The organism is Pseudomonas sp. H3_C08, assembly GCF_054669455.1.
Map to the genome: position 1 here is coordinate 444,882 of NZ_CP162803.1, position 19,023 is coordinate 463,904.

Genomic DNA, 19,023 nt, shown 5'->3' on the forward strand with positions numbered 1-19,023 from the left:
TCATTCAGAACGCCACGCGACCCAGAATCATGTCGCGGTACATGACGAAGTCGCCAAGCAGGCTGTACAGCGGATGCTGGAAAGTCGCCGGCCGGTTCTTTTCAAAGAAGAAGTGCCCGACCCAGGCGAAGCTGTAACCGGCCAGCGGCAAGGCCAATAACAGCAGCCAGGCGCCCTTGGCGATGGTCAGCGCGAGAATAAAAATCACCAGTGTCGTACCGATGAAATGCAGGCGCCGGCAGGTGCTGTTGCTGTGTTCGCTGAGGTAATACGGATAGAACTCAGCGAAGCTGTTGAAATGTTTGATGTTTTCCACGACCGCGTTCTCTGTGGTTATTGTTCTGGCGACGAGTTGTGCTGCGGGTAGCTTATTTGAGTCTAGAGTGATCATTGGCGTGGGCCAGTGACAATCGGCGCCACTTTAGTATCCTTCGCAAATCGGGCCGTAACATGCGGCCCATCATGTAAAAGAAAAACGCCATGAGCGAACGAACGACTTCTGCAAGCTGGGCGATGGGGATTGTCAAAGCATTGGAGATGGACGGCCTGGATTGCCGGGTTCTGTTCAAACAACTGGGGCTCGATTACACGGCTCTGGATGATCCGGATGCGCGCTTCCCGCAAGATTCCATGACCCGTCTCTGGCAACGGGCGGTCGAGTTATCCGGCAACCCGGCGATCGGCCTGAACATGGGCAAGGTGGTGCGACCGGCGTCTTTTCATGTCGCCGGCTACGCGTTGATGTCGAGCAATACCCTCGCCGAAGGCTTTCAACGGCTGGTGCGCTATCAGCGCATCATCGCCGAGAGCGCCGATCTGAGTTTCCGATTGCTTGATGAAGGTTATGCGCTGATTCTGACCGTGCACGGTGACCATCTGCCACCGACCCGGCAAAGCGCCGAAGCCTCGCTGGCCTGTGCGCTGGGCCTGTGCGGCTGGTTGACCGGACGCACGTTGCACCCGGTCAAAGTGCTGGTGCAGGGCGCCGAACCCGAGGACCTGGAACCCTACAAACAAGCCTTCCACGCGCCGCTGATGTTCAACGCGCCGTATGACGCGCTGATCTTCGAACGCGCCGACATGGAAGCGCCGCTGCCGACAGCCAACGAAGCGATGGCGCTGTTGCACGACCGCTTTGCCGGGGAATATCTGGCGCGGTTTTCCGAAAGCCGCGTGACCCACAAGGCGCGACAGGTGCTGTGCCGTTTGCTGCCGCAAGGTGAGCCGAAGCGCGATACTGTGGCGCAGACTCTGCATTTATCGCAGCGTACCTTGCAGCGCCGCTTGCAGGAGGAGGGCACCAGTTTTCAGCAGTTGCTCGATGACACCCGCCGCGAACTGGCCGAGCAGTATCTGGCGCAACCGAGCATGACCTTGCTGGAAATCGCTTATCTGTTGGGATTTGCCGACCCGAGCAACTTCTTTCGCGCGTTCCGGCGCTGGTTCGACACCACGCCCGGCGATTACCGGACGCGGTTGTTGCAGGCGCCGAGCGCGGTCAGTGACGCCAAAAGGCCGGAATACACAGTACAAACACCGTAATGATCTCCAGTCGGCCGAGCAGCATGCCGAACGACAGGATCCACTTGGCCGCGTCCGGCAGGGTGGCGAAGTTACCTGCCGGGCCGATGGTTTCGCCCAGGCCCGGGCCAACGCCGGACACGGTGCTCGCAGCGCCGGTCAACGCGGTCATCCAGTCAACGCCGAGCAGCGACAGGAGCAGGGCGATCACGCAGATGGTGATGGCGAAGAAGAACGAAAAGGTCAGAATCGAACGGACGATCTCTTCGTCGAGACGGTGGCCGTTGTACTTCTGCTTGATCACCGCACGCGGGTGAATCAGTTGATTAAGGTTGGCCTTGAGCAAGATGTAGGCGACCTGGAAACGGAAGATCTTGATCCCGCCCGCCGTCGACCCGGAACAACCACCGACAAAACCCAGATAGAAAAACAGCATCAGTGAGAAGTTACCCCACAGGCTGTAGTCGCCGAGGGCGAAACCGGTGGTGGTGACCACCGACGTCACGTTCAGCGCTACGTGGCGTAGCGCCTCCAGCCAATGCAAATTGGTCGTCCACCAGTACCAGGTGCCGAGCACCAGCCAGGTCGCCAGCAGCATACCGAGCAAACCCTGCACCTGCTGATCCTTGATCAACGCCTTGCGGTTGCCGCGCAACGTCGCCACGTACAGGGTGAACGGCAGGCTGCCGAGAATCATGATGACGACTGCGACCCAGTGCACCGCCGGTTGCGTCCACTTGGCCAGGGATTGATCGGAGGTGGAGAACCCGCCAGTAGAGATCGCCGACATCGCGTGGTTGATTGCGTCGAACGGACTCATCCCGGCCCACCAGAACGCCAGGCTGCCAAGGATGGTGATGCCGACATACGCTGCCACAATCAGGCGCGCCACCATGTGCGAGCGCGGCATGACCTTTTCCGAGCGGTCCGAGGATTCAGTCTGGAACAGGCGCATGCCACCGATACGCAGCAGCGGCAGAATCGCCACCGCCATGCCGATAAAGCCGATGCCGCCGAGCCAGTGCAGCAGCGAGCGCCACATCAGAATGCCCGGTGACATGGTGTCGAGCCCGCTGAGTACGGTCGAGCCGGTCGCGGTGATGCCGGACATGCTTTCGAAAAACGAGTCGGTGTAGCTGATGTGCTGGGTCAGCAGAAACGGCAGCGCAGCAAAAATGCACACCACCAGCCAACTGCTGACCGTCAGCAGGTACATGTCGCGCGGGCGCAGGTGAATGTGTTCCGGTCGGCCGGGAATCACCAGCGCGAGGCCGGCGACGAAGGTGATCATGCTCGCCCAGAGGAACGACGGCAGATCACCGGTGCGCTCGAAAATCACCAGGGTGGCCATAGGCACGACCATGGCCACAGCCAGGGTGATCAGGAAGATGCCGATGATGAAACCAATGATCCGTAAGGTCGGCAACGCCATGAAGTCCGCTCGGGCTGATGTGGGAAAGGCGCCATTCTACCCGTGGGGCAGGGCATGTAAACCGGCATCCTGTTGGCAGATACCGCTAGAATAGCCGCACATATTTTTCAGGAGGTGGCCGATGCAGGCTCTCGACGCGTTGCTCAACCGTGTTTCCGTTCCACGACTGGTCGAACCGGCCCCCACTGCCGAGCAGCGCGAAGCCCTGTTTGGCGCCGCGTTGCGCGCGCCGGATCACGGGCATTTGCAGCCGTATCGCTTCCTGACGGTCGAAGGCGCGGCACGCGAGCAAATGGGCGAGTTGCTGGCGCAAGCTGCGCAAATGCAGGAAGGCGAAGTCACTGAAGCGATGATCGACAAGGCCCGTAATGGTCCGCTGCGTGCGCCGCTGGTGGTTGTGGTGATCGCCAAGTTGCAGGAACACGTCAAGTACCCGAAGGCCGAGCAGTTGCTGGCGGCCGGGTGTGCGGCGCACGGGATTTTGCTGGCGGCGTATGCGCAAGGGATTGGTGCGGTGTGGCGTACGGGTGATCTGGCTTATTCGCAGCACGTGGCCAAAGGTTTGGGCTTGGTTGAAGGTGAAGAAGTGATCGCGTTCTTGTACCTCGGCACGCCGCAGAAAGAACCGCGTGTGGCGGAAAAGGTTGATCTGGCCGAGTTCGTCAGCGCCTGGCCCGCCAACGCCTGAAGATCAAAAGCCCCTCACCCTAGCCCTCTCCCAGAGGGAGAGGGGACTGATTGGGGGATGCTGTAGAGGTACGCCGACCTGAAAGTGCTCGGCTGAATCCAGAGTCGATAACGGCTCCAATGCATTTCGAGTTCGGAGTCGATAACGGTTCCGATGCATTTCGAACCCAGAGTCGGCGACGATTCACGTGCCTTCCTGGCCCATAATCGACTCGGTGTTTCAGGTCGATGTCTGACGCAAGACACCTCGGTCGGCCCCCTCTCCCACCGGGAGAGGGCTGGGGTGAGGGTAGCTTTTAGGCTCTTAAAGTTGCACCACCGCTCCGGGCACCAACGGCAATTCCAGGCTGGCAATAAACCCACCCTGCGGATGATTGGCCAGCGTCAAACTCCCACCATGCCGCTCCGCCGCCCTTCGCGCAATCGCCAGGCCCAAACCGTGTCCGGCCGCCGTCTGTCCCGGCGCCCGGTAAAACGGCTCGCCCAACTGGCTCAAATGTTCAGCCTGCACCCCCGGCCCATGGTCGCGCACGCTCACGATGATTTTTTCACCCTGACGTGAAGCCTGCATTTCAATCGGCTGACCTTCCGGGTTGAAGCGCTGGGCGTTGCGCAGCAGGTTATCGACGGCGCGCTCGATCATGGTCGGCCAGCCTTTCAGATTCAACTGCGGTTCGGCATCCAGACGCACGATCTGCTCGGGCGATCCCAGTTTTGCGTCCTTCTGCAAGAGGCCGAGCAACGCATTCAGATCCACCTCTTCAGCACTGGCGTTGTCGGCATCGACCCGCGCCAATACCAGAATTTCACTGATCAACGCTTCCAGCCGATCACACTCGCGCGTCAGGCGTGGCCAGAGTTTCTCGCGTTCTTCAGGGTTGGCGCGTTCGGCCAGGGCCAGGGCGATACGCAGCCGCGCCAACGGTGAGCGCAATTCGTGGGAAACGTCGCGCAACAGCTGTCGCTGGCTGCCAATCAGGCTTTGCAGGCGCGCGCCCATGCGGTTGAAATCGTTGGCCAGCACGCCGAATTCGTCGCGGCGGTTGGCCAGTTTCGCCAGGCTGTTCTGCTGATAAGTGGTCTGCCCGAGATCATGCACCGCGCCGCGCAAACGGCTGAGCGGGCGGGTGATGGAGAAGGTCACCAACAGACTGAACAGGGTCAGCACCACCAACGCGATGCCCAGCGCACTCAATGGCCAAAGCAGGCTTTCGCGGTGCCAAGAGTCGAGTTCCGGATGCGGGATGCGGTAGATGAACAGGTAGGTGTCACCGGTTTTTTCGCTGGTGAATTCATCGGTCAGACGTCGCCATGGCAGGCGCCGGTCATCATTGTTCTGGCGGGCTTCGAACGCGGCTGCGCGGCGCGGGAAGGTGCCGCGAACCACCGGGTCGCCGGATTCGTTCAGTACCTGAACATCGATGTGATATTGGCGTTTGCGCTGTTCGAGGATGTCCTGGGCAGCTTCCTCGCCCTGGGCTTCGTAGGTTTGTGTCCATTCGCCGGCGAGGGTGTTGAGGCCCGGATGGCGACTGAGGATCCACGCGTCCTGGTTGAGCATGTGCCCGAGCAGAATGGACAGCCCGGCCACCAGAGCGATGGCCAGCCAGAAGCTCGCGAGAATACGCCAGAACAATGAACGCACAGAAAATCCTCAAAGCAATGCAAAACCCATGTGGGAGCGAGCTTGCTCGCGAAAGCGGTGTGTCAGTCAACATTTCTTCGTCTGATACACCGCATTCGCGAGCAAGCTCGCTCCCACAGTTGAACGGGTGAAAACAGACCCGACGGGGTGAGCCGTCGGGCCTGAAGTTAGAGCATTATTGCGCCTTTTGCGCCTGTTGCGCTTTCCACGCCTTGAATTCGGCCCATTCGGCGCGACGCTCGGCCTGTTTTTTCTGGATCTCGTCGAATTTCTTCTGTTGATCCGGTTTCAACACGGCGCGAACATCCGTCTCGGCTTTCTTGTGGTTGGCGGCCATCTCGTCCTTCATGGCTTTCTGGTCAGCCGGCGAGAGTTTTTCCAGATACTTGTCGACCACTTGCTTACGCTCGTGCATCTGCTCGCCCATGATCTTGCGGATCTGTTCGCGCTGTTCGCGGGACAGGTCGAGTTGGCTGTACGGGCCTTTGCCGTGCATGCCGTGCATCTGACCGCCGTGGCGTGGGCCGTCGAGCGGGCCACCCATCGGGCCACCGTCTTGCGGCATGGCCATGGCGACGGTTGGCAGAGCGGCAGCGAACATCAGAGCGATAAGAGTCTTGCGCATGGTGTATCTCCTTGTCTCGTTCCCGGTACGTTCCGGATGAGTTCAGATTACGGAGATCAAGGTCAGCGGCGGTCAGCACTGCGTAAAGCTTCGGTAAAGACACTCGAGCGCTGACCTGACAAACACACTCTGTAGGAGTGAGCCTGCTCGCGATAACGGTGTATCGGGCAAGAACATGTCGACTGACACACTGCTATCGCGAGCAGGTCCATTCCTACAAGGGGAGCCTCAGAGGCTGTAGTAGTAACCGCGGCTGCGCAACGCGACGATGCGTGGGCGGCCGTCGGGATGCGGGCCGATTTTCTTGCGCAGGTTGCTGACGTGCATGTCGAGGCTGCGGTCGTACAGGGTCAGCTTGCGGCCGAGGGCGATCTGCGCCAGTTCCTGTTTGTCCAGCGGTTCGCCGGGTTGCTTGAGCAGGGCTTCGAGCAGACGGCTTTCGGAAACGGTGAGGGTCAGTTCTTTCTCGTCGATGCAGACCACGCCGCGCACCGGACTGAAACTCAGATCGCCCAGCTCAAGCTGCGTCGAGACTGCCGCCGGGTGGCTGCGGCGCAGTACGGCGCGCAGGCGGGCGGTCAGTTCTCGTGGGTCGCAGGGTTTGGCCAGATAATCGTCGGCGCCCAGTTCCAGACCGAGGATGCGATCCAATGGCTCACCCCGGGCCGAAAGCATCAGCACCGGCAGATCGGCGTGGTCGTTGCGCAGTTGCTTGAGCAGTTCCAGACCGCTGCCATCGGGCAGCATCACATCCAGCACCACCGCCGCCGGGGCCGTTTCGGCCAACGCCTTGCGCGCACTCTGGCCATCGTGGCAGGCGCGCACATGGAAGCCTTCCTGGCTCAGCCAGCTACTCAGGAGTTCGCACAACTCCTGGTCATCATCAATCAGTAACAGCTCGCTCATGACTCACTCAATTTAGCCATTGCCGACGTTTTCGGCTTGCTCCACTGGCAAAGATACCGCAGAGCAGCGCCAATAGCGCTACTCCGGCGCCCGTGACGAACCATTGCTGCTGATCAGTCAGCAGACGCGGCAGCGGGCTGGCCTGGGCTTCCTTGAGTTGCAGCTTGAGACGCTGGTTCTCCTGGCGCAACCGGGCGAGCTGGGCGCTTTCACGGGTATTGTCGGCATTTTGCAGTTGTTTGCTCAGTTCTTCCCGTTGCTGCTCGCTGGCCTTGAGGCGCTGCTGCAACTCGGTGATCTGGCTGCCGGCGCTTAACGACAATGGCGTGGAATTGCCGCCTTCGGTGGTTTCCTCACCATGGGCGGGTGCCATGATCGACAACGTGACCAACATCAGACACAACGGACCCTTGCGCATCGCGACACCTGTTTCCAAATGGATATTGGGCAGGTTGTCGGCAGGCAAACGAGAATAATGAGCGATTGAGAGCAGCAAGAACCAGGAAGGTTCATTGCATGAGGCAGTGTCGCGAGTGATGAGGGGTAAATCCCCTCATCACTGGACGTTTAAGGCAGGACTTGCTTGAACGGCTTGACGACCACGTTGGCGTAGACACCCGCGGCGATGTACGGATCAGCATCGGCCCATGCCTGCGCAGCGCTCAGGGAGTCGAATTCGGCGACGATCAGGCTGCCGGTGAAACCCGCTGCGCCCGGATCATTGCTGTCGACGGCCGGGTGCGGGCCGGCCAATACGATGCGGCCTTCGCCCTTGAGCGCTTGCAGGCGTTCCAGATGCGCAGGGCGCGCGGCCAGGCGTGCTTCCAGCGAATTGGCGACGTCGGTGGCAATGATGGCGTAGAGCATGTCAGTCCTCGGTTTTTGGTGTTGTTGGGGTATCGGCATCGTGCAGATGACGCGACAGGTAAATGCCCTGTGCGACCAGGAATACCAAGGTCATGCCCAGGCTGCCGAACACCTTGAAGTCCACCCAGTAGCTCTGGAAGGTGAAGGCGACGAACAGGTTGGCAGCGCCGCAGAACAGGAAAAAGCCGATCCAGGCGATGTTCAGGCGGGTCCAGACCGGATCCGGAAGGCTCAGTGCGTGGCCCATGATGCGTTTGATCAGCAGGCGGTCACCGATGAAGTGGCTGCCGATGAAGGCGACGGCGAACAGCCAGTTGACCACCGGGGCTTTCCACTTGAGGAAGGTCTCGCTGTGGAAGGCCAGCGTCAGGCTGCCGAAAACCAGGCAGGCAATCAGGGTCAGCCATTGGCTCTTTTCCAGCTTGCGCTGTTTGATGAACAACGCGCCGTACACCACCAGGGAACTGATGATCAGCATCGCCGTGGCGCTGTAAATACCGCCTACAGTCACTTCATGGCCAGCGATGTCGACGACCCGTGGATCAAGTTTGTAAACGATGAAGAACAGCAGAAGCGGGATGAAATCGATGAATTGTTTCACAGTGAGAGCCAGAAGCTGGATGTGGCGGCATAATAACAAACATATGGGCGCGCGATAGCGCCAGCTGATTTGAGGTTACAACTCCCCGTGAATGTTGATTTGCATTGCCATAGCACGGCCTCCGATGGCGCCCTCGCGCCTGCGGTTCTGGTTGCGCGTGCGTTCGAGAACGGCGTGCGAGTCCTGGCGTTGACTGACCACGACACCCTCGAAGGCCTCGCCGAAGCGCGCACGGCCGCCAACGAATTGGGCATGCAACTGGTCAACGGCGTCGAATTGTCCTGCACCTGGGGCGGCGCGACGATTCATGTGTTGGGCTACGGTTTTGATGTCAATGCCACACCGTTGGTCGAAGCGATTGCCAGATTGCACGATGGCCGCTGGCTGCGGTCGGAAGAAATAAGCCGCAAGCTCGCCCTCAAGGGCATGCCCGGTGCCCTCGAAGGTGCCCGGCAGGTCCAGCAGGAACTGGGTGACAGTGGCAACGCCCCGGCCCGTCCGCATTTCGCCGACTGGATGGTGCGTGAAGGTTTTGTAAAGGATCGCGCCGAGGCATTCCGCAAATGGCTCGGCGCCGGCAAGCTGGGTGATGTCAAGTTGCACTGGCCGACGCTGGAAGACACCGTTGGCACACTGCGTGCCGCCGGGGCCTGGGTCAGCCTCGCGCATCCGTGGCACTACGATTTCACCCGCAGCAAGCGCCGGAAGCTGATTGCCGACTATATTCAAGCAGGCGGGCATGCGATCGAGGTGGTCAATGGCCATCAGCCTGCGGAACAGGTCGGCAGCCTGGCAATCCTTGCCCGTGAGTTCGGTCTGCTGGTCAGCGCCGGCAGTGACTTCCATGGCCCTGGCGGCTGGTCAGAGATCGGCCAGTACCGGCCGGTTCCCGAGGACCTTCCACCCCTGTGGTGTCGGTTCAAACATGACACAGATATTGCCGCCGTCTGAACAGGTAGAAAATGTGAGTCAATTTTTCCAGATACATCCGGAAAACCCACAAGCGCGCCTGATAAAACAGGCGGTCGAAATCATCCGCAAAGGCGGGGTGGTGGTTTATCCTACGGATTCTTCCTACGCCATCGGCTGCCAGATCGGCGACAAGACCGCCATCGAGCGCGTGCGCCGTTTGCGTCAACTCGATGAAAAGCACAACTTCGCGCTGATCTGCAGCGACCTGTCGCAACTGGGCAACTACGCGAAGATCGACACCGGCACCTTCCGCATTCTCAAGGCGCATCTGCCGGGGCCTTACACCTTTATTCTCAACGCCACCCGCGAAGTGCCGCGTCTGTTGCTGCATCCGAAGAAGCGCACCATCGGTCTGCGTGTGCCCAGCCATCCGATCGCGCTGGCGCTGCTGGCCGAACTCGGCGAGCCGCTGATGAGCGTGACCCTGATCATGCCCGGCGACGAAGACCCGCTCAGCGATCCTTACGAAATGCGCCAACTGCTTGAACACCAAGTGGACTTGATCATCGACGGCGGTTTCGGCGGCATCAAAGCCTCCACCGTGATCGACCTGACCGGCGACGACCCGGAAGTGATCCGCGTTGGTTGCGGCGACCCCGCGCCGTTCATGGTCGAGGCCTGAATGTCCGCAGTGGAAACCGTTGTCGATCCCCAGGCTGGCGCTCAGCAGGAACTGCCGTTTGCCATGGTCTATGGCCAGGCAGTCATGGAGATGCCGCTGGACCTGTACATCCCGCCGGATGCGCTGGAAGTCTTCCTTGAAGCCTTCGAAGGCCCGCTCGACCTGCTGCTGTACCTGATCCGCAAACAGAACATCAACATCCTCGATATCCCGGTGGCGGAAATCACCCGCCAGTACATGGGTTATGTCGAGTTGATGCAGTCGGTGCGTCTGGAGCTGGCCGCCGAGTATCTGGTGATGGCCGCGATGCTCGCCGAGATCAAGTCGCGCATGCTTCTGCCGCGCGCTGAAACCGTCGAAGACGAAGAAGACGACCCGCGTGCCGAACTGATCCGCCGCTTGCAGGAGTACGAGCGTTTCAAGGCGGCCGCCGAAGGCATCGACGGCTTGAGCCGGGTTGGCCGCGATGTGATCGTGCCCAAGCTCGACGCCCCGGAAGCCCGGGCGCGCAAGCTGTTGCCGGATGTGGCGCTGGAAGAGATTTTGATGTGCATGGCCGAAGTGCTGCGCCGTGGCGATATGTTTGAAAGCCACCAGGTCAGCCGCGAAGCACTGTCCACCCGCGAGCGCATGAGCGATGTGCTGGAACGGCTCAAGGGCGGCGGTTTTGTGCCGTTCGTCGAGCTGTTCACCGCCGAAGAAGGGCGGCTGGGTGTGGTGGTGACCTTTATGGCGATCCTTGAACTGGTCAAGGAATCCTTGGTCGAGCTGGTGCAGAATGAGCCGTTCGCCGCGATCCACGTGCGAGCCCGAGCCGAATAACGAGTCGAAACATGAACCTGACTGAACCCCGCGAGCTGGCCCCCCTGCTTGAAGCCTTTCTGTTGGCCTCGGGAAAGCCGCAATCCCTTGAGCGCCTGTTTGAACTGTTTGAAGAAGGCGAACGGCCCGAGCCTGCGGTCTTCAAGAAAGCCCTGACCCTGTTGGGCAAGTCCTGCGAGGGCCGTGCTTTCGAGCTCAAGGAAGTCTCATCGGGCTATCGCTTGCAGATCCGCGAAAAGTTTTCGCCGTGGGTCGGCCGCTTGTGGGAAGAGCGCCCGCAGCGTTACTCCCGCGCCTTGCTCGAAACCATCGCGCTGATTGCCTACCGTCAGCCGATCACCCGTGGCGAGATCGAAGACGTGCGTGGCGTGGCGGTGAACAGCAATATCGTCAAGACCTTGCTGGAGCGCGAGTGGATTCGTGTTGTTGGTTACCGCGATGTGCCGGGCAAACCGGCGATGTTTGCCACCACCAAGATGTTTCTCGATCACTTCAACCTGAAGAACCTCGAAGACCTGCCGCCGCTGGCCGAATTGCGCGAAATGGAAACCGACCCGGTGCTCGATTTCGACGACGCTCCGGTGCCGCAGGGTTTGCAGGAGTTGGCCGACGCCAGCGCCGAGCCGGAAGAGGAGAAGGAAGAGACCAGTTTCCATACCTTGCTGCTGGAGCTGGACAGCATGGAGGAGGGGATCAAGACCGACTTCGACGATTTGCTGCGAGATGCGGCGGATGGTGAGGCGGGCGACAGTGACGCGCCGACGACCGAGCCTGAAACCGAAGTCGCTGAGCCAGCGATTGAAGTTGAACTTGAAGCCGAGCCAGAAGCCGAACCGGAAGAGGACATTCTTGGCGTCGCCGAAGCCCGCGAAAAGCTGTTGGCCGCCGTCGCCGCGCTCGAACAACCCGCGCCAGAACCCGAGCTGAGCGAAGAAGAAGCCGAAGCCCGCGCCTTGGCCGAAGCCATCGAAGCCGAACGCCGCGAGTTCGAAGACTGATCCGATCCCAAGAACACCGCAAACCCCTGTAGGAGTGAGCCTGCTCGCGATTGCGGTGTGTCAGTCGACATCTTCTTGGCAGATACACCGCAATCGCGAGCAGGCTCACTCCTACAGGGGATTTGTGTGTTTCTGGAGTAGGTATGAGTTCAACAAAAGACCCGTGCATCAGCCTCTGCAAATTCACCGACGACATCTGTCTCGGCTGCGGTCGCAGCAAGCGCGAAATCAAGGCCTGGAAGAAACTCGACAAGGACGACAAGCGCAGCGTACTGGCCGAAGCCGCGCTGCGCCTGATCAAACTCGGTGGCGCCGGTCGGCGGAAAAAGAAATAACCTTGGCCTGATCGACTAGTCTCTGATGCGCGATGGCGCACATCCGCGTATGATTCGCGACCCTCCGCCGATCCCTTCGGCCGAGAACCCAGATTTCAATGCTTCAGGCGTCCAATTCAGAGCGCTTGAACAGACCACACCGGGAGGTGCCCAGATGAGCGACATCATTCAGAAAGACGACCAGGAAATCGGCCCAGCAGGCGAAAAGCTGCAGAAAGTCCTCGCCCGTATCGGCGTCGGCTCGCGCCGTGACGTGGAATCCTGGATCAGCCAGGGCCGGATCAAGGTCAATGGCAAAGACGCCACCCTCGGTCTGCGCGTCGACATGCACGACGCCATCACCATTGATGGCAAGGTGATCAAGCGCGAAGAAGCGGCCGAATCGGTCCGCCGCGTGATCATGTACAACAAACCCGATGGCGAGATCTGCACCCGTGACGACCCTGAAGGCCGTCCGACCGTGTTCGACAAGCTGCCGCGTCCGAAAGAAGGTCGCTGGATCAACATCGGTCGTCTCGACATCAACACCACCGGTCTGCTGATGTTCACCACCGACGGTGAGCTGGCCAACCGTCTGATGCACCCGTCCTACGAGATGGACCGTGAGTACGCCGTGCGCGTACGCGGTGAAGTCGACGACGAGATGATCGAGCGCCTGAAGGCCGGCGTCGTGCTGGAAGACGGCCCGGCGAAGTTCACCGACATCAAGCAGGCGCCAGGCGGTGAAGGCTTCAACCACTGGTATCACTGCGTGGTGATGGAAGGCCGTAACCGTGAGGTTCGTCGTCTGTGGGAATCGCAGGGTCTGGTGGTCAGCCGTCTGAAGCGCGTGCGTTTCGGTCCGGTGTTCCTCAACTCCGACCTGCCGATGGGTCGCTGGCGCGAAATGAGCCAGTACGAAGTCGACATCCTCAGTGCTGAAGTCGGCCTGACGCCGGTAGCGATGCCGCAACTGAACGCCAAGAGCAAAGACAAGCTTGAGCGCATGCAGCGCAAATCGTCGCGGCCGATGGCCAAGACCGAGCGCGTTCGTACGCTGCGTCCAGCCGCTGGTGCGCCGACCGGTCCGCGCCCAAGCCGTGAACCGCAGATCGAAGGCGAGCGCCCAGGTCGCAAGCCAGTTGCCGCCCGTGACGGCGAGCGCGCTCCGCGTCCGGCCAACGGTCGCACTGAACGTGGCGAGCGTGGTGCTCCGAGCGGTCGTGGCACGCCTGTGGCGGATCGTCCAGCGGACACCACCAACAAGCGCCCGGCCAAACCTGCGCCGAAGCGTCCGGGGATCAAGCTGGTTGACGGTGACAAGCCGTCGGGCAAGCGTCGTGGCGCACCGGCCGGTTCCGGTCAGCGTCCGGGGTTTGGTCGCAAGAAGCCGGAATAAGGCAGCTGCGAGCTTCTAGCGGCAAGCTTCAGGCTAAAGCAAAAACGCCAACCTCAGGGTTGGCGTTTTTTTTCGTCTGATGAAAGGTATGTAGCGCCTGGCAGGGCCTCTTCGCGAGCAAGCTCGCTCCCACATTGGACCTGTGTCGTACACAAATCCCCTGTGGGAGCGAGCTTGCTCGCGAAAGGGCCGGTAGCTTCAATAAAGAAATCTTGGGGCTAGAACACAAAGCGTCCATCAAACACAGGTTTATCATCCAGCGCCAAAACACCGCCCGAAAAGATCAGGTCGAGGTGATGACTGCCCTTGGCCCCGCCGCCCAATCCCAGATGCAACCCACAATGCCGCTCCTCAAACCCGGCATTACGCGCATACAAATCCTTCACGCCTTCATTGGTGCCAATCCCCAACTCCTCAATCCGCCGGTTCGACGGATTGGCGTCCAGGTACTTGTTGAAATCATGCTCCAGCCCCGGCACCTCCGTGGCGATGCGGCTGATAGTCGAATTCTCGATCCATAGCTCCAACGGCGATTCCAGTACGCCGTATTTGCGCGCAAACGGGATGGTGCTGAGGAACGTGCCCTTGAATTTCACATGGCCATTGATGGCCTCGCTGTGCGTGGCGATTTCGCCGGGAGCCAGGTCGAAGTTGCCGATGCCGTTGATATCGGTCCACTTCTTGATGCTGCTCAGCGGCGTTTCAAACCATGAGCCGTCATCGTCTTTGAAACTCAGCGTGGTCGCCTGGGACATACGCTGGATCAGGTGACTGTTCAGGCCAGCAATGCGCTGCGGTGTGACGCTGAAGGTGTCATAGAAATAATCGCCGTAATCCTTGAACAGCAGCGACTTCTTCCAGTTCTCCGCCATCACCGCTTGCAGCGCGCGGACGAACTCCGGGCCGTCGGGGCGCGGGTTGGGCAAGGTGGAAGAGTCGTAGAAGAAAATATACAGATCGCTGTCGGTGATAGCCGAGGTCAGCGTTGCGGTGCTTTCCAGGTCCAGACGTCGGCTGCTGAACTGGAAACGAGGATGATCGCCTGCCTGTTCGGCGATCGCGCCGGTCAGCGCTTCGTAATCAGCCGTGTGGCCGAGCAATACCTTCGCCGAGTCGAGACCGGCAAGGGCGGGGTGGTGTTCGAGGTAGTAAAGGAAATGCGAGATCGCGCGGGGCTTATCCATGAATCCTCCCTGACTGACCGTGTAGAAAGCGGCAGGCACGACCGGCCGGATCGTGCCTGCCCGGAGATGTCTTACAAAGGCCACATCGCCGTGCCGAACGGAACTACCGCGTCGGCTTGCATCATTTCTACAGCCGCCTCGTGGGTCGGTGCTTCAAACCATTCGTCCAGTTGCAGTTCGGTATCCAAGTCTTTTTCCAGTGCTTGCATGGTCGATCTCCTAGATGACATTCACGGTTGTGACTGGCCGGTCGAGGTGGCCGGCAAGACGTGAAGAACCTAGTTCAGGGTTTTTTGTAATGCAAAAAATTATTCATTTAATTTTTAAATAGACTTTTTATTCTGTTTTTCGGCGGCAGTTTTCTTATTTGAAAACAAAAAACTAAACGGCACGTTTCATTAGCAAGCTAGCTACCGTCAATTTGCAGACGTCTGACAGATATTTCTGAAATGGAAACTTTGCGTTACGCGTCGTAAAGAAATGTTTACAAAAAAGCCGGTAAAACCGAGTGAAACCAACCCGTCATGATCGCTGTAAGGAAAAGCTGCCGAAGCCTGCTCCGCCGCGGGCCGGACAAGGCTCTGGCGCGCTTGTTTCAGCGCCGTTTGCAGGGTGAGATGCGCCTCATGCCTGTCGTGCAGGTGCATAACAAGAAGGAGGCGCAATGAACGCCGTGACTGATCTCCATCTCTCTCCGTGGGACGATTTTTTCCTCGTCCACGCCGATGGCCTGCAAAGGCCTGACTCAATTTTTGCAGCCGCTCGAGTGACTCGAGGCGGACACACGCAATCCCGGCAACCGCCACGCTGATCCAGCGGGGTCTGGCAGCAGGGGGTTAGCGGTGTACAATGCGCCGCGTTTTAACTGTGACCCTCTGCGTAATCGCGCAAATCTCAAGGCTATCCGCCTTGTTCACTCCGTGGCGCCACAAGCGTTTCGGGTTCGATTTCGTCACAGATAAAAACAAACAGGTGACGCATGACCGTTGTAAATAAGCTGAACTCCTGGTGCCTGCGCTGGGGTTTGATCGGGGCTGCCTGAAATCGCAACCTTGCAGCAACGTCTACTGAACACCATCAAACCTTGCGTGAGACCTTTTTCATGAGTGGACAACCCTCGCAATCAGGCGAGCTGAAACGCGGCCTGAAAAATCGCCATATTCAACTGATCGCCCTCGGTGGCGCGATCGGTACCGGATTGTTCCTCGGCTCGGCCGGGGTACTGAAATCCGCCGGCCCGTCGATGATCCTCGGCTACGCCATCTGCGGCTTCATCGCCTTCATGATCATGCGCCAGTTGGGCGAGATGATTGTCGAAGAGCCGGTGGCCGGTTCCTTCAGCCATTTCGCGCACAAGTACTGGGGCGGCTTTGCCGGGTTCCTGTCCGGTTGGAACTGCTGGATCCTGTACATTCTGGTGGGCATGTCGGAGCTGACCGCGGTCGGCAAATACATTCACTATTGGGCGCCGGATATCCCGACCTGGGTTTCTGCAGCGGCTTTCTTCGTGCTGATCAACGCGATCAACCTGGCCAACGTCAAAGTCTTCGGTGAAGCCGAGTTCTGGTTCGCGATCATCAAGGTCGTGGCGATCGTCGGCATGATTGCGCTCGGTAGCTACCTGCTGGTCAGCGGCAACGGCGGCCCGCAAGCCTCGGTCAGCAACCTGTGGTCGCACGGTGGTTTCTTCCCGAACGGTGTGAGCGGTCTGGTGATGGCCATGGCGATCATCATGTTCTCCTTCGGCGGTCTGGAAATGCTCGGTTTCACCGCCGCTGAAGCGGACAAGCCGAAAACCGTGATCCCGAAAGCGATCAATCAGGTGATCTACCGAATCCTGATTTTCTACATCGGTGCACTGGTGATCCTGCTGTCGCTGACGCCATGGGACAGCCTGTTGGAAACCCTTAACGCGTCTGGCGATTCGTACAGCGGCAGCCCGTTCGTGCAAGTGTTCTCGATGCTCGGCAGCAACACCGCCGCGCACATCCTCAACTTCGTGGTCCTGACCGCTGCGTTGTCGGTGTATAACAGCGGCACCTATTGCAACAGCCGTATGCTGCTGGGCATGGCCGAGCAGGGCGATGCGCCGAAAGTGTTGGCGAAAATCGACAAGCGCGGTGTGCCGGTGCGTTCGATTCTGGCTTCGGCGGCAGTGACGCTGGTGGCTGTGCTGCTCAACTACCTGATCCCGCAACACGCGCTGGAACTGCTGATGTCGCTGGTGGTTGCGACGCTGGTGATCAACTGGGCGATGATCAGCTTCTCGCACTTCAAGTTCCGCCAGCACATGAACAAGACCAAACAGACGCCGCTGTTCAAGGCGTTGTGGTATCCGTACGGTAACTACATCTGCCTGGCATTCGTCGCCTTCATCCTCGGCGTGATGCTGTTGATCCCGGGCATTCAGATCTCGGTGTATGCGATTCCGGTGTGGGTCGTGTTCATGTGGGTCTGCTACGTGATCAAGAACAAGCGCGGCGCGCAGCAGGCCGTGCATGCGGCAGGTGCTGCCAAGTAAGCGCTGATGCAGAAAAACAAAACCCGGCCTGAGTGCCGGGTTTTTTTATGGGTGCAAATGTTGGACGGCTATTGATAATCGGCGAGAGGATAGTCCCTGCACAGGGTTTCGACCTCTGAGCGAAACTGCGCGAGGAGCAGGGGTTCCAGTGTGTAATCCTGTTCGCCGAGCGGCGCTACCGTATTCAGAACCCGCACTATCAAATCGACGATCTGGCGGCTGCCGTGGACATCGACCCGGCGTTGCGCCAGAGCGCCCGTGCCGATGCGCAGTCCGCTCGTCACCAGTGTCGAGCGGTGATCGCCGGGAACGCGATGGCGATTGACGATGATCCCGCAGTGACCCAGTGCCGCCTCCGCGATAGCGCCCGTGATGTCGCCACGCAAGCGAACCAGTACCGTATGGTTTTCACTGCAGCCGCCAACCACTTCGTAATCCTGTGCCTGGAAGGCGCGGGCCATTTCATCCGCCGTACTGCGGATCTGCGCCATGCAGACGTCGAATTCTGCCGACATGGCGTAACCCAGCGCGGCAGCCTTCGCTGCGATCATGTTGGCAGCGAGCGCACCCTGCATTCGCGGGTAAACGGCTTCATCCAGCAGGCGACTGAAGGTGGTTCTCAAGCCGGGAATCTTGGTGTTCGCATCAGCACCGCTGAGGATCACGCCACCCCGAGGCCCGGCGAGTTGCTTGTGCGTGCAGGTGACGGTGACATGTGCGGCGTCGATCGGACCTGGATGCCGACCGGTGGCCACAAGCCCGGCGATATGCGAAATGTCGGCGAGCAGGATGGCCCCGGCTTCATCGGCAATTTCGCGAAACCGCGTGAAGTCGACTACGCGTGAATAGGCGGTGGCGCCGCAGAGGATGACGCGTGGGCGATGGGCGAGCGCCAGCAGGCGCACTTTGTCGTAATCAATAAGACCGTCGGATGTCGTGCCGTACTGGATCGCCTTGTAGTAGGCGCCCGAAAACGCCGCGAGGCTGCCATGGGTGAGATGACCACCGTGCTCCACCGCCATACCCAACAGGGTATCGCCAGGCTCCATCAAGGCCGTAAGGACTTGGTATATGGCGTTCGACGCTGAGTGTGGTTGCACGTTGGCGTATTGCGCGCCGAACAGTTGCCGCGCTCGGCGGATGGCCAGCGACTCGACCAGTTCGACGTTCTCGCACCCTGCACTGTGGCGCTTGCCGGACATGCCCTCTGCCGTCACGTTGACCAGCACGGAAGCGCAGGCCGCCAAGGTTCGCGGCTGAACTGCGCAGGAGGAGGAGACCAGTGAAAGCGTGTGCTGTTGACGCGTGATTTCCGCGTCGAGAATGGCCGCCAGTTCGGCATCTTCTGCGCGAAGATCCGTCAGGCCACGACGCAACATGTCAGCCTGGTTCTGGAGCGGTTCAGTAATGACTGCCATTGCTTGATTCCTTCCCTGGTTTTGCGAGATTTGCGCATGTCCTTGCTTGCCGGATCTGTACAGGCGAATCCGTGTTTTGACCGCTGTGCGCGCAAAACTAAACCCTGTACAGGCCCCCGTTTTTTCGTCCTTTCACTCTCGAGAATGGGACGCCGGATTGACGCATCATAAATTTTTCAGTGAGGAACGCCACAGAATTAATCAAAAAAATGAACATTCTTCAAAGAAAATGATTCTTTTTGTAGTCGCGTCGGGTGTAAAACAGGCATTGCCCGGAGCCGATTTTCAGGCCTTGGGTGGAAGTCGAAAGGAACTGACGAGTCATTACCGAGGCTGAAATGACCCCGCACGTTGGCGGAAGCAGCCTGTGAAAGCTGACTTTTTATACCGAACCCAGGGAGGGAGAATGCTATGATCCTGCGCGGCACTGACAGGGATATAACTGCAATTTCCTACCTCACTTGTGTATGTCCGGAATGATCATTCGGG

At 59.5% G+C, this 19,023-nt stretch carries 20 protein-coding genes; 9 read left to right on the forward strand and 11 right to left on the reverse strand.

What is annotated here, in order from left to right:
• Positions 1–4: 4 nt before the first annotated feature.
• Positions 5–316 carry an Mpo1-like protein gene (locus tag AB4N74_RS02110; RefSeq protein ID WP_093442638.1) on the reverse strand — a complete coding sequence of 104 codons (312 nt, stop codon included), beginning with the start codon at positions 314–316 and terminating at the stop codon, positions 5–7.
• A gap of 164 nt (positions 317–480) precedes the next feature.
• On the opposite strand from AB4N74_RS02110, the gene AB4N74_RS02115 reads away from it, so the two are divergent.
• Positions 481–1,542 (forward strand): AraC family transcriptional regulator, encoded by a 1,062-nt coding sequence (locus tag AB4N74_RS02115; protein WP_202894563.1) that lies wholly within the window; start codon positions 481–483, stop codon positions 1,540–1,542.
• On the opposite strand, the gene AB4N74_RS02120 is transcribed toward AB4N74_RS02115, so the two are convergent.
• The gene (locus AB4N74_RS02120) at positions 1,499–2,953 is read right to left on the reverse strand and encodes a TrkH family potassium uptake protein (RefSeq protein ID WP_427118721.1); all 1,455 of its coding nucleotides are present in this window, start codon (positions 2,951–2,953) and stop codon (positions 1,499–1,501) included. The genes AB4N74_RS02115 and AB4N74_RS02120 overlap by 44 nt on opposite strands.
• Positions 2,954–3,074: 121 nt before the next feature.
• Between AB4N74_RS02120 and AB4N74_RS02125 the strand changes: the two genes are divergently transcribed.
• Positions 3,075–3,641: a nitroreductase family protein gene (locus AB4N74_RS02125; protein ID WP_460090162.1), complete on the forward strand. Its 567-nt coding sequence runs from the start codon at positions 3,075–3,077 to the stop codon at positions 3,639–3,641.
• A gap of 303 nt (positions 3,642–3,944) precedes the next feature.
• Here AB4N74_RS02125 and AB4N74_RS02130 read toward each other — a convergent pair whose 3' ends face one another.
• The 6 genes from AB4N74_RS02130 to AB4N74_RS02155 form a co-directional block, all read right to left on the reverse strand.
• Positions 3,945–5,285 (reverse strand): sensor histidine kinase, encoded by a 1,341-nt coding sequence (locus tag AB4N74_RS02130; RefSeq protein ID WP_093439518.1) that lies wholly within the window; start codon positions 5,283–5,285, stop codon positions 3,945–3,947.
• A 175-nt stretch (positions 5,286–5,460) separates the two neighbouring features.
• Positions 5,461–5,910 carry a Spy/CpxP family protein refolding chaperone gene (locus tag AB4N74_RS02135; RefSeq protein ID WP_016987938.1) on the reverse strand — a complete coding sequence of 150 codons (450 nt, stop codon included), beginning with the start codon at positions 5,908–5,910 and terminating at the stop codon, positions 5,461–5,463.
• 228 nt (positions 5,911–6,138) lie between these two features.
• Positions 6,139–6,816, reverse strand: a complete 678-nt coding sequence (locus AB4N74_RS02140; RefSeq protein WP_257357564.1) for a response regulator transcription factor — start codon at positions 6,814–6,816, stop codon at positions 6,139–6,141.
• A gap of 7 nt (positions 6,817–6,823) precedes the next feature.
• Complete coding sequence (locus AB4N74_RS02145) at positions 6,824–7,234, reverse strand: translation initiation factor 2 (RefSeq protein ID WP_099758320.1); 411 nt, start codon at positions 7,232–7,234, stop codon at positions 6,824–6,826.
• 149 nt (positions 7,235–7,383) lie between these two features.
• Positions 7,384–7,683: a YciI family protein gene (locus tag AB4N74_RS02150; protein WP_007919677.1), complete on the reverse strand. Its 300-nt coding sequence runs from the start codon at positions 7,681–7,683 to the stop codon at positions 7,384–7,386.
• Position 7,684: 1 nt separating this feature from the next.
• Entirely contained in the window at positions 7,685–8,284 is a 600-nt protein-coding gene (locus AB4N74_RS02155) for a septation protein A (RefSeq protein ID WP_099758321.1), read from the reverse strand.
• Between the two features lie 87 nt (positions 8,285–8,371).
• On the opposite strand from AB4N74_RS02155, the gene AB4N74_RS02160 reads away from it, so the two are divergent.
• From AB4N74_RS02160 to rluB, 6 genes are all read left to right on the forward strand, one after another.
• The gene (locus AB4N74_RS02160; RefSeq protein WP_093439532.1) at positions 8,372–9,235 is read left to right on the forward strand and encodes a PHP domain-containing protein; all 864 of its coding nucleotides are present in this window, start codon (positions 8,372–8,374) and stop codon (positions 9,233–9,235) included.
• Between the two features lie 13 nt (positions 9,236–9,248).
• A complete protein-coding gene (locus AB4N74_RS02165; protein ID WP_093440143.1) occupies positions 9,249–9,878 on the forward strand; it encodes an L-threonylcarbamoyladenylate synthase in 630 nt (209 codons plus the stop codon).
• A 123-nt stretch (positions 9,879–10,001) separates the two neighbouring features.
• Positions 10,002–10,700 (forward strand): segregation and condensation protein A, encoded by a 699-nt coding sequence (locus AB4N74_RS02170; protein WP_172828192.1) that lies wholly within the window; start codon positions 10,002–10,004, stop codon positions 10,698–10,700.
• Between the two features lie 11 nt (positions 10,701–10,711).
• Complete coding sequence (scpB, locus tag AB4N74_RS02175) at positions 10,712–11,698, forward strand: SMC-Scp complex subunit ScpB (protein WP_093439535.1); 987 nt, start codon at positions 10,712–10,714, stop codon at positions 11,696–11,698.
• 143 nt (positions 11,699–11,841) lie between these two features.
• Entirely contained in the window at positions 11,842–12,033 is a 192-nt protein-coding gene (locus AB4N74_RS02180; protein ID WP_034153249.1) for a DUF1289 domain-containing protein, read from the forward strand.
• 154 nt (positions 12,034–12,187) lie between these two features.
• A complete protein-coding gene (rluB, locus tag AB4N74_RS02185) occupies positions 12,188–13,411 on the forward strand; it encodes a 23S rRNA pseudouridine(2605) synthase RluB (RefSeq protein WP_116254430.1) in 1,224 nt (407 codons plus the stop codon).
• Positions 13,412–13,629: 218 nt separating this feature from the next.
• Here rluB and AB4N74_RS02190 read toward each other — a convergent pair whose 3' ends face one another.
• Positions 13,630–14,595 carry a M29 family metallopeptidase gene (locus tag AB4N74_RS02190; protein WP_257357576.1) on the reverse strand — a complete coding sequence of 322 codons (966 nt, stop codon included), beginning with the start codon at positions 14,593–14,595 and terminating at the stop codon, positions 13,630–13,632.
• Between the two features lie 71 nt (positions 14,596–14,666).
• Positions 14,667–14,804, reverse strand: a complete 138-nt coding sequence (locus AB4N74_RS02195) for a hypothetical protein (RefSeq protein WP_003222780.1) — start codon at positions 14,802–14,804, stop codon at positions 14,667–14,669.
• Between the two features lie 893 nt (positions 14,805–15,697).
• Here AB4N74_RS02195 and AB4N74_RS02200 point away from each other — a divergent pair.
• A complete protein-coding gene (locus AB4N74_RS02200; protein ID WP_186624426.1) occupies positions 15,698–17,116 on the forward strand; it encodes an amino acid permease in 1,419 nt (472 codons plus the stop codon).
• A gap of 68 nt (positions 17,117–17,184) precedes the next feature.
• Here AB4N74_RS02200 and AB4N74_RS02205 read toward each other — a convergent pair whose 3' ends face one another.
• Positions 17,185–18,534, reverse strand: a complete 1,350-nt coding sequence (locus AB4N74_RS02205) for a serine hydroxymethyltransferase (RefSeq protein WP_116254429.1) — start codon at positions 18,532–18,534, stop codon at positions 17,185–17,187.
• Between the last annotated feature and the right edge of the window lie 489 nt (positions 18,535–19,023).